Annotated in this window: 11 protein-coding genes; all 11 read left to right on the top strand. The window is 70.5% G+C overall.

Annotated elements, in window-relative coordinates; all coding sequences use genetic code 11:
- A partial coding sequence (locus FJY74_08865; protein MBM3308424.1) for a cupin domain-containing protein occupies positions 1 to 222 on the top strand: 222 nt, incomplete at its 5' end.
- 83 nt (positions 223 to 305) lie between these two features.
- The gene (locus FJY74_08860) at positions 306 to 1,010 is read left to right on the top strand and encodes a class I SAM-dependent methyltransferase (GenBank protein MBM3308423.1); all 705 of its coding nucleotides are present in this window, start codon (positions 306 to 308) and stop codon (positions 1,008 to 1,010) included.
- 74 nt (positions 1,011 to 1,084) lie between these two features.
- The gene (locus FJY74_08855) at positions 1,085 to 1,987 is read left to right on the top strand and encodes a CPBP family intramembrane metalloprotease (protein ID MBM3308422.1); all 903 of its coding nucleotides are present in this window, start codon (positions 1,085 to 1,087) and stop codon (positions 1,985 to 1,987) included.
- Between the two features lie 37 nt (positions 1,988 to 2,024).
- Entirely contained in the window at positions 2,025 to 2,492 is a 468-nt protein-coding gene (locus tag FJY74_08850; GenBank protein ID MBM3308421.1) for a hypothetical protein, read from the top strand.
- 104 nt (positions 2,493 to 2,596) lie between these two features.
- Positions 2,597 to 2,986 carry a hypothetical protein gene (locus FJY74_08845; GenBank protein MBM3308420.1) on the top strand — a complete coding sequence of 130 codons (390 nt, stop codon included), beginning with the start codon at positions 2,597 to 2,599 and terminating at the stop codon, positions 2,984 to 2,986.
- Between the two features lie 74 nt (positions 2,987 to 3,060).
- Complete coding sequence (gene rmuC / locus FJY74_08840; GenBank protein ID MBM3308419.1) at positions 3,061 to 4,374, top strand: DNA recombination protein RmuC; 1,314 nt, start codon at positions 3,061 to 3,063, stop codon at positions 4,372 to 4,374.
- Positions 4,375 to 4,413: 39 nt separating this feature from the next.
- The gene (locus tag FJY74_08835; protein ID MBM3308418.1) at positions 4,414 to 4,896 is read left to right on the top strand and encodes a PaaI family thioesterase; all 483 of its coding nucleotides are present in this window, start codon (positions 4,414 to 4,416) and stop codon (positions 4,894 to 4,896) included.
- 21 nt (positions 4,897 to 4,917) lie between these two features.
- Positions 4,918 to 5,853 (top strand): NAD(+) synthase, encoded by a 936-nt coding sequence (gene nadE / locus FJY74_08830; GenBank protein MBM3308417.1) that lies wholly within the window; start codon positions 4,918 to 4,920, stop codon positions 5,851 to 5,853.
- 12 nt (positions 5,854 to 5,865) lie between these two features.
- Entirely contained in the window at positions 5,866 to 6,867 is a 1,002-nt protein-coding gene (fbp, locus tag FJY74_08825; protein MBM3308416.1) for a class 1 fructose-bisphosphatase, read from the top strand.
- 16 nt (positions 6,868 to 6,883) lie between these two features.
- The gene (locus FJY74_08820) at positions 6,884 to 8,779 is read left to right on the top strand and encodes a pyruvate kinase (GenBank protein MBM3308415.1); all 1,896 of its coding nucleotides are present in this window, start codon (positions 6,884 to 6,886) and stop codon (positions 8,777 to 8,779) included.
- Between the two features lie 32 nt (positions 8,780 to 8,811).
- Positions 8,812 to 9,146: hypothetical protein (locus FJY74_08815; protein ID MBM3308414.1), on the top strand; the 335-nt coding region annotated here is incomplete at its 3' end.

The following is a 9,146-nucleotide window of genomic DNA, read 5'->3' as shown; positions in this document are numbered from 1 at the left end:
TTCGAGGCGGACGCGGTCGTGCCGCCGCACTCGCACGGGGCCCAGTGGGGCGTCGTCGTGGCGGGCAGCATCGAGCTCGTCATCGGCGGCAGGCGGCACGCGTTCGCGCGAGGCGACTCCTACTTCATCCCCGAGGGCGTCGAGCACTCGGCGCGGGTGAGCGAGGGATACGCGGAGGTGGCCTTCTTCGCCGACCGGGACCGGTACCGCGCAAGGGAGTAGTCCGCCGAGCCGGCGGCGATGAAGGTCGAACCCACCGCCTGGCGATCTGACGTCTTCGCCCCGCGCCGCTCCGAGAGGCTGCCGTGACCGACTACTACGACAGGCGACTGGCGGGTTCGCGTCTGCGGCGGTGCTACGAGCTTGCGTCGCCGCGCGTACAGCAGTACCTCGAGGCGGAGATCGAGCATCTGCTCAGCCGGGTCGGTCGGGAGGATGATGTTCTCGAGCTCGGCTGCGGATACGGGCGCGTGGCGCTGCGTCTGGCCGACAGTGTCCGCCGCGTGGTAGGTGTCGACACGGCGCAGGAGAGCCTCGGGCTCGCGCGCGCGCAGGCCGGCGACCGCACGAACTACGAGTTCGCGCTGATGGACGCCGTGGACATGTCCTTCCCCGACGGGACGTTCGACGTCGTGGCGTGCGTTCAGAACGGGATCTGCGCGTTCGGCGTCGATCCCGAGCGGCTCCTCCGCGAGGCGTTGCGCGTCGCGAAGCCTGGCGGTCGGCTGCTGTTCTCAAGCTACTCGGAGAGGTTCTGGGACGAACGCCTCTCGTGGTTCGAGGCGCAGTCGGCGGCGGGGCTTGTGGGTGCCATCGACATGCGGGCGACCGGCAACGGCGTGATCGTCTGCGAGGACGGCTTCCGCGCCGGGGCGATGTCCGCGGCCGGCTTTGAGGCGCTCTGTCGCTTCCTCGGTGTGGAAGGGGACATCCTCGAGGTGGACGGGTCCAGTCTCTTCTGCGAGATCAGCCGGCGTTTGCGGCCGGCGCCCTTCTCTGATAGCGTCTAGCCTCCAGTTCACCTGCGGCACGCGATCCTCGCGGGGCGCAGCGTTTCTCGCATTCCGTGGGTAGGAGGTGAGGCATGGGCGTGGTTTCTCCCGCACGCGGAGCGCTGACCGCCGCGGCCTGGGCGGTCATGCTCGCCGTGTCGGACCTGCCGGACATCGTCGTCGCGTCGCTCGGGCGCGCGGCTCCGGCGTGGGCGTTCTGGGCGAAGGCCGCCTTCCTCGCCGCGTTCCTCGCGCTCACGCTCGTCTGGCGGCGCGTCCGGCCGCTCCGGCAGTACGCGCTCGTGCTCCTCGTGCTCTTCCTGGCCCTGGGGCTGACGTCGTTCCTCCGCGGCACGGCCCGGTTCCAGGGGAGCTTCAACTACGCGGGCGTCCCGTTCTTCACCGGATACGCGGCCATCATGACGCTCGACGTGCTCGTCGCTGCCGCCATCGTGGCCGTCCTGTGGTTCATGAAGCGCGACAGACGGGCGTTCTTCCTGGCCCGCGGCCGGCTGGACGCGCCGGTGGGGCCGATCCGATGGCTTGGGATCCGGGGAGGCGAATCCTGGAGGGCGTTAGGGTGGATCTTCGGGGGAGCGGCTGGGCTCGCGGTCCTCGTCCCGACGGTGATCGGCATCGCGCCGACGCGCGACATGGTCGTGCGCGCGCTCCCGCTCGTCCCGGCCGCCGTGCTCTTCGCGGCGATCAACGCCTTCACCGAGGAGACGTACTTCAGGGCGAGCATCCTCTCGACGCTGCACGACGTCATCGGCGAGACGCAGACGCTCCTGATCGCCGCCGTCTTCTTCGGCCTCGCGCATTGGCTGCACGGCTCGCCGCCGGGGCCCGCCGGTTCCCTGATGACGGGGTTCCTGGCCTGGCTCATCGGCAGGAGCATGCTCGAGACGCGGGGGATGCTGTGGCCGTGGTTCATCCACTTCGTGCCGGACGTCGTGATCTTCGTCTCGTACGCGCTGATGTTCGCGGGGTCCTGAGGCGGCCGGGGCGATGCGGACATGGAGGGAGAGCGCGATGAGCGTGAAGACCCTCATTGCCTTCGTGACCGCGGGCGGCGCCACGGAGCGCTATGCGCAGGTCGTGGCGGAGACGCTGCGGTCTGCGGGGCACGACGTCGAGGTCGTTGACCTCAAGCGCGCGAAGGTCGCTGACCTCTCGGGCTACGACGGCGTCGTGCTGGGCGCAGGCGTGCGGATGGGGATGGTCTACCGGAAGGCGAAGGCGTTCCTGGCGCGGAAGGACCTCAAGGGGACGCACCTGGCCGTGTTCCTCTCGAGCGGGATCGCGATCGAGGATCCGGAGAAGGCGAGGGCGAAGTTCCTGACGCCGCTCATGACGCGGCACGGCCTCGAGCCCGTCGCGTGCGATGCCTTCCCGGGCAGAATGCCGGGCAGCGCGGGGAAGGCCAATGACCGCACAGACGCGCAGCGCGCCCGGCTCTGGGCCGGGCGCGTCGCGGGACTGCTCGCGGGCGCTCGATGACTGGAGTCCCGCGTGGCGGGTGAAGTGCTCGAGACCGCTGGCGGGCGGGCCGGGGGGCTGACCTCCGCAGGATGTGCTGCTGCGCCCGCGACCATGGAGGAGCGATGACGATGGCGCGAGCGCTGATGACGGACAGAGCGGCGTTGCGCTGGCGGACGTGGATCGCGATGCTCACCGCTACGCTCTGCGTCTCGTGCGCGCGGTATGTCGGCGCCCCGCTGCCGCAGTACGACGCGGACGAGCTCGTGGGTCGAGAGGTGAGAGTCACGACAACGGACGGCCGCGTTCTCACGTTCGAGGTCGTGTCCGTCTCGGAGAGCGAGCTGGTGGGGGAGCGCCTGCGGGTCCCCTTCGAGGAGATCGCAACGCTCGAACGCCAGGAGATGAGCCCGCTCAGGACGGCGGGCGCCGTGCTCGGTGTGGTCGCGGTGGCCGCAGCGGCGGGCTTCCTGGTCTTCCTGGTGCAGTGGATCACCGCGCTGGGCGGGAGCTAGCGGCGGTGATCGGGGTGCTCCGACGGCATGCGTCGGCGGGTCGGCGGTCGGCTTGAGGTTCCTGGAGGGACTCCATGCTTGCTCTCCTCGTGGTCTGCGTGGTTCTTCTCGCGGTCGCGCTGGCGCTCCTGTGGAGGATGTCGCGGGCGCTCTCGGGCGGCTCGCGCGACGCGCTCGTCGCCGCGCTTCAGGAGGAACTCCGCCAGGCGAGACGGGAAGCGAGCGACGCCGCCCGGGATCTTCGCGAGGAGCTCGCGAGGTCGCAGAAGGGCGGCGCGGAGCTCGTCGTGACGACGATGCGCGAGATGGGGAGCGCCCAGCGGGAAGCGCTGACGGCGGTCACCGGTGAAATCCAGACACTGGCGCGGGCGAACGAGACCAGGCTCGAGGGGCTTCGCGGCACCGTGGACGCGAAGCTCGAGCAGCTGCGCGAGGGCAACGAGGCCAAGCTCGAGGAGATGCGGAGGACCGTTGACGAGAAGCTCCACGCGACGCTCGAGACGCGACTCGGGGAGTCGTTCAGGCTCGTGAGCCAGCAGCTCGAGGCCGTTCAGTCAGGTCTCGGGGAGATGCGGAGCCTCGCCTCCGGCGTGGGCGATCTCAAGAAGGTGCTGTCGAACGTCAAGACCCGCGGAACCCTGGGCGAGGTGCAGCTCGGGGCCATCCTCGAGGACATCCTCACGCCGGACCAGTACGACAGGAACGTCCAGACCAAGGAGGGCACTCGCGAGAACGTCGAGTACGCCGTGCGGCTCCCCGGTCCGGCGGACGCCCCGAACCGCTGCGTCTGGCTCCCGATCGACTCCAAGTTCCCGCAGGAGGACTTCCAGCGCCTCGTCGAGGCGTCCGACCAGGGCGACGCCGACGGGGTGAAGGCCGCCGCGGCCGCTCTCTCGCGCGCCGTCAGGGCGTCGGCCAAGGACATCCAGGAGAAGTACCTCGACCCGCCGAACACGACCGACTTTGCCATCATGTTCCTGCCGACGGAGGGCCTGTACGCGGAGGTCCTCCGGGAACCCGGGCTCTTCGAGAGCCTGATGCACACCTGCCGCGTCGTGGCGGCCGGCCCGACGACGCTCGCCGCCATCCTGAGCAGCCTCAGGATGGGGTTCCGCACGCTCGCCATCGAGAGACGTTCGAGCGAGGTGTGGCAGATCCTGGGCGCGGTGAAGACCGAGTTCGGGAAGTTCGGCGGCGTGCTCGACAAGCTCAGGAAGCAGCTCAACACGGCGGCGAAGACGGTCGAGGAGACGGACGTGCGCACCCGGGCCATGGAACGCAAGCTCAGGCAGGTCGAGGAGCTGCCGTCGGGCGACACCGAGTCCCTGCTGGAGCTGCCGCGGGCCCCTTCGGAGGACGCCGAGGTTGTGGAGGACGAGGACCGGTAGCGGCGACGGCGGCCGGGCTGCGACGAGGCGGAGGACGCGATGGGAGAGAGGGCTTTCCAGGACTACTACCCCGACGACGTGAGCCACTGCTTCGGGTGCGGGCGGCTCAACGAGCACGGGTATCAGCTCAAGAGCCGCTGGGACGGCGATGAGACGGTCGCGGTGTTCACGCCGCGGTCCTATCACACGGCGATCCCCGGCTACGTGTACGGCGGCCTCATCGCGTCGCTCATTGACTGCCACGCGACGGGAACGGCGGCCGCCGCGATGTACCGCGACGAGGGACGCGCGATGGACACGCTGCCGGCGTTCCGCTTCGTGACCGCGTCGCTCCACGTGGACTACTTGCGCCCGACGCCTCTCGGCGTGCCGCTCACGGTCCGCGGCAGGGTCGAGGAGATCAAGGGACGCAAGGTGATCGTGCGCGCGTCGCTCTCGGCCGAGGGGGAGGTGTGCGCCGAGGGCAGGGTGGTGACGGTGCAGATGCCGGAGAGCATGACACCGCGGCCGACGCGCGGGTGACGCCGTCGGAGGGGATCGGCCATGCTGGAGAGCGCCGAAGTCCTGGGGGCCTGCGACCGCATCGCGGAGTTCGTGCGCCGCGCGCTCGAGGAGTCGGGGCGTTCGGGCATCGCCGTTGCGATGAGCGGAGGGCTCGACTCGACGGTGACCGCCGCGCTCTGCGTGCGGGGCGTCGGCGCGGAGCGCGTCAAGGGCTTCTTCCTTCCCGAGCGCGAGGGGCCGGCCGAGGACCGGACCGATGCCGAGCTCGCCGCCCGCTGGCTCGGCGTGCGCCTCGACACCCACGACATGACGAAGGCGCTCGACGCGCTCGGCGTGTACGACTTCGTCCTCTCGAAGGTGCCCGGCGAGTTCCTCCGCGCCGCGGTCGTGAGGGCGGCGTACGGGCTTCGGCGCTTGGTGAGCCGAGAGGACCCGCTCGAGGGCGGGCAGCGTGGCAGCCGCAGCGCCGTCGTCTCGCGGAGCGCGGCGCACTTCAAGGCGCGCCACCGGATGAGGATGGTCTTCCTCTACTTCCGCGCCGAGAGGGAGAACCTGCTCGTGGCCGGCGCGGCGAATCGCACGGAGAAGCTCACGGGCATCTACACGCGCTTCGGCGTGGACGACTGCGCGGACATCATGCCGGTCGCGGGGCTCTACAGGACCGAGGTCCTGCGCGCGGCCGAAGCGCTGGGCGTGCCCGAGCGGATCCGCGGGAAGACGCCGGCCCCCGGCATCATCCCGGGCGTGCGTGACAAGTACGTGTACCTGCTCGACCTCGAGAGCGGCGTGCTCGACCGGGTGCTCGAGGAGCTGGTCGCGGGCGGCGAGACGGCCGCGGTCGCCGGGCGACTGGGGCTCCCTCAGGCCCGGGTGGAGCGTGTCGCCGCGGCGATGCGCGCGGCGCAGGAGCTTCGGGGGCTGCCGCGGGAAGCCGGACCGCACGGGCGCAACCCGCGCCCGGAGTCCCGACCGTGACGGAGGTGCGCCATGTCCCTCGTCCCGATGACGCTGTCGCAGTTCGTCCTCGCTGAGGAACGCCGACACCCGGGCGCGAGCGGCGAGTTCACAGGACTCATCACGGACCTCGCGATCGCCTGCAAGGTCATCAACCGCGAGGTCGTGCGGGCGGGCCTGACCGATCTTCTCGGCTGGGACGGTGTCCGGAACGTCCACGGCGAGAAGGTCCAGCGGCTCGACGCGTTCGCGCACGAGGTCATCCACCGCGCGCTCGCGCAGACGGGGCAGCTCGCGGTCTGCGCGTCGGAGGAGTCGGAGGACGTCATTCCGCCACACGAGGGATGCGAGTGCGGCAAGTACGTGGTGAACTTCGACCCGCTCGACGGTTCATCCAACATCGACGCGGACGTCAACATCGGGACGATCTTCTCGATCCTGCCGCGGGTGACGGGCTGCGGACCCGGCACGGTCGAGGACTGCCTCCAGCCGGGAGGACGGCAGGTGGCGGCCGGCTACGTCATCTACGGTCCGAGCACCATCCTCGTGTACACCACGGGGGAGGGCGTCCACGGGTTCACGTTCGACCCGGGCATCGGCGAGTTCCTGCTGTCGCACGCGAACGTCAGGATGCCGGAGCGCGGGCGCATCTACAGCGCGAACGAGGGGAACGCGGCGGGGTGGGCGCCGGGCGTCCGGCGGTACGTCGAGTGGCTGAAGGCGAGCGAACCGAGCGACGGACGGCCCTACAGCAGCCGGTACGTCGGCTCGCTGGTCGCCGACTTCCACCGGAACCTGCTCTACGGCGGCATCTTCATGTATCCTGCGGACAGCGCGCACGCCAGCGGGAAGCTGCGGGTTCTGTACGAGTGCTCGCCGCTGGCGTTCATCGCCGAGCAGGCGGGCGGGGCCGCGACCGACGGGCGGCGGCGGATCCTGGAGATCGTCCCGAGGACGCTCCACGAGCGCACGCCGCTCTTCATCGGGAGCAGGCGCGACGTGAGGGAGTGCGCCGGGTTCATGGCGGAAGGCTGACGAAGGGCGGTGCGGCATGCACATCCGCGCGGGGGACGGCACGCGGCTCAGGACGAAGATCGTCGCGACGCTGGGCGGGCTCACGAACCGGGTCTCGAGCCCGGACGGCGAGCGGACGGTCGAGTTCAGCGGGACAGAGGACGACTGGAACACCTTCCTCGAGTGGTTCTTCGAGGACGGGGGGTACCGCATCGACCTCCTCCGGCTGAACATGTCGTTCTTCGAGCGCCGTCGGGACGGCGCGCCCGACCCCGACTGCAGGGAGCTCCGGATCCTCCGGTGGCTTCGCGCGAACCGCGAGCGTCTGCCCGCCACGGCCGTGCTTGCGGACCTGCCAGGGCCGAAGCTGCGCCTTGGCGGCGTCGGCGGTCCCGCCCCCGTGCGAGCCGGCGACCGGATCCGCTTGGCGTTCACGAAGGGCGCGCCGGGCGCCGTGATCAACGTCTACGGCTGCCCCATCGGCGAGCAGGACCGACGGGTCGCGGCCAAGCTGGACGAGTACCGCACGGGAAGGGAGCGCCCGCTCGTGCAGATCGGGGACGGGTCGGCCACGCTCAGGCTCCTCGCGGTCGAGCCGCAGCACATCGTCTGCGAGGCCGAGGACGACGGGGTCCTCCAGGACGGCAAGGGCGTCACGTTCAAGCGGCTCTCGTTCGACTTCGACACCTTCCAGGAGGACGACAAGGTCGCGCTCGACTTCCTGCTCACGCACTTCATCGACTGGTCCGAGCATCCGCTCAGCCACCGGAGCTGCGGGAGCTTCCTCGCGTTTGTCGCCGTCTCGTTCGTGCGAAGCGCGCGGGACATCGAGGAGGCGAAGCGGTACATCGAAGACGGGATGTGCCGGCGTCTCGCCGAGCGGCTGCGCGGCGTGTCCGAGCAGGATGTCCGGCAGCTGGCCAGGAGTCTCGCGCCGGGGGTCATCGCGAAGATCGAGCGGGAGGAGGCGGCGCGCGAGGGGGAGCTCGATCGGATCCTGGACGCGGCCGACGGCGTCATGGTCGCGCGCGGCGACCTCGCCCTGCAGATCGGGCCGCAGAACGTGCCGGGGTTCCAGAAGCGGGTCATCAGGCTGTGCAACCTGCGCGGGAAGCCCGTCATCACGGCGACGCAGATGCTGAACTCGATGACCGAGAACCCCGAGCCGACACGCGCCGAGGCCTCGGACGTCTTCAACGCGATCCTCGACGGCACCGATGCGGTCATGCTCTCCGACGAGACGGCGTCCGGGAGCTTCCCGTGCCAGGCGGTCGGGACGATGGTCCAGATCGCGGAGGCGGCCGAGCGGCACCTGGAGCGCTTTGGATTGTCCGAGCGCCCGACAGGCGAGGCGCTCCGGACGCTCACTGAGCGGCGGTTCCGCGACGTGCTCTCCGGCTCGCAGGCGGAGCTCTCGAGGACGCGCGAGCGCCTCGTCGAGTCCATGAACCGCGCGGTCGGCAGCAACGACGCGTGGCTCGAGCGGTTCTACGGCGAGAAGCTCGCGCAGTGCCTCAGCCAGCCGATGACGGACAGCGTGTCGCTCGCCGCCTGCGACCTCGCGACGAGCGGCGCCGAGTACCGCGCGATCGTGGCGCCGACGGCGAGCGGGAGGACCGTGCGGATGATCGCGCGGCTCCGGCCGGACGTCGCGATCCTCGGCGCGGCGCACGATGACATCAACAGAAGGAAGCTCGTGCTGAGCTTCGGCGTCTACCCGTTGAACTGTGGGCGGCTGGTCGAGGAGAACTGCGCGCGCCTTCTCCACGATGCGGAGGAAGCGTTCGACGTGTGCCGCGACCTCATTCTCGAAGCCGGGCTCCTGTCCGCGAGAGACCGCGTCGTCTGGACGGCCGGAACGCCGCTGTTCGGATCGGGCGGGACGAACCTCATCACGGTCAGGGAGCTTGGGAGGGCGAAGCCGACCGGCTGACGGCCGGCGGCGGTCTGAACGAAGGAGGGCGCGTGGGTGGGTCGTTCTGCACCGCGGCGAACTGCATGGACGGCAGGGTGCAGATCCCGGTGATCAAGTACCTGCAGGACCGAATGGGCGTTGCCTATGTGGACATGATCACGGGAGACGGGCCGGTGCGGAGCCTCGGGGGCACGGCGGACCCCCGGATGAAGGCCGCGCTCCTGCGGCGGATCGGCGTGTCCGTGCGCGCGCACGAGTCGCGCGCGGTCGCCGTCGTCGCGCACGCCGACTGCGCGGCGAACCAAGTGCCCGACGAGCAGCAGCGACGCGAGCTCGCCGTTGCTGTCGAGGAGGTCGCGCGCGCCTTCCCGGCGGCGACCGTCCT

It is taken from the genome of Candidatus Effluviviaceae Genus I sp. (assembly GCA_016867725.1).
Lineage (GTDB): Bacteria > Joyebacterota > Joyebacteria > Joyebacterales > Joyebacteraceae > VGIX01.
This window is presented reverse-complemented; position numbering and strand designations above follow the sequence as displayed.

Excerpts from the sequence above, each read along its gene's own strand:
- FJY74_08855 (MBM3308422.1), top strand. The coding sequence starts at position 1,085 with ATGGGCGTGGTTTCTCCCGCACGCGGAGCGCTGACCGCCGCGGCCTGG.
- FJY74_08850 (MBM3308421.1), top strand. The coding sequence starts at position 2,025 with ATGAGCGTGAAGACCCTCATTGCCTTCGTGACCGCGGGCGGCGCCACG.
- FJY74_08845 (MBM3308420.1), top strand. The coding sequence starts at position 2,597 with ATGACGATGGCGCGAGCGCTGATGACGGACAGAGCGGCGTTGCGCTGG.
- rmuC (MBM3308419.1), top strand. The coding sequence starts at position 3,061 with ATGCTTGCTCTCCTCGTGGTCTGCGTGGTTCTTCTCGCGGTCGCGCTG.
- FJY74_08835 (MBM3308418.1), top strand. The coding sequence starts at position 4,414 with ATGGGAGAGAGGGCTTTCCAGGACTACTACCCCGACGACGTGAGCCAC.
- nadE (MBM3308417.1), top strand. The coding sequence starts at position 4,918 with ATGCTGGAGAGCGCCGAAGTCCTGGGGGCCTGCGACCGCATCGCGGAG.
- fbp (MBM3308416.1), top strand. The coding sequence starts at position 5,866 with ATGTCCCTCGTCCCGATGACGCTGTCGCAGTTCGTCCTCGCTGAGGAA.
- FJY74_08820 (MBM3308415.1), top strand. The coding sequence starts at position 6,884 with ATGCACATCCGCGCGGGGGACGGCACGCGGCTCAGGACGAAGATCGTC.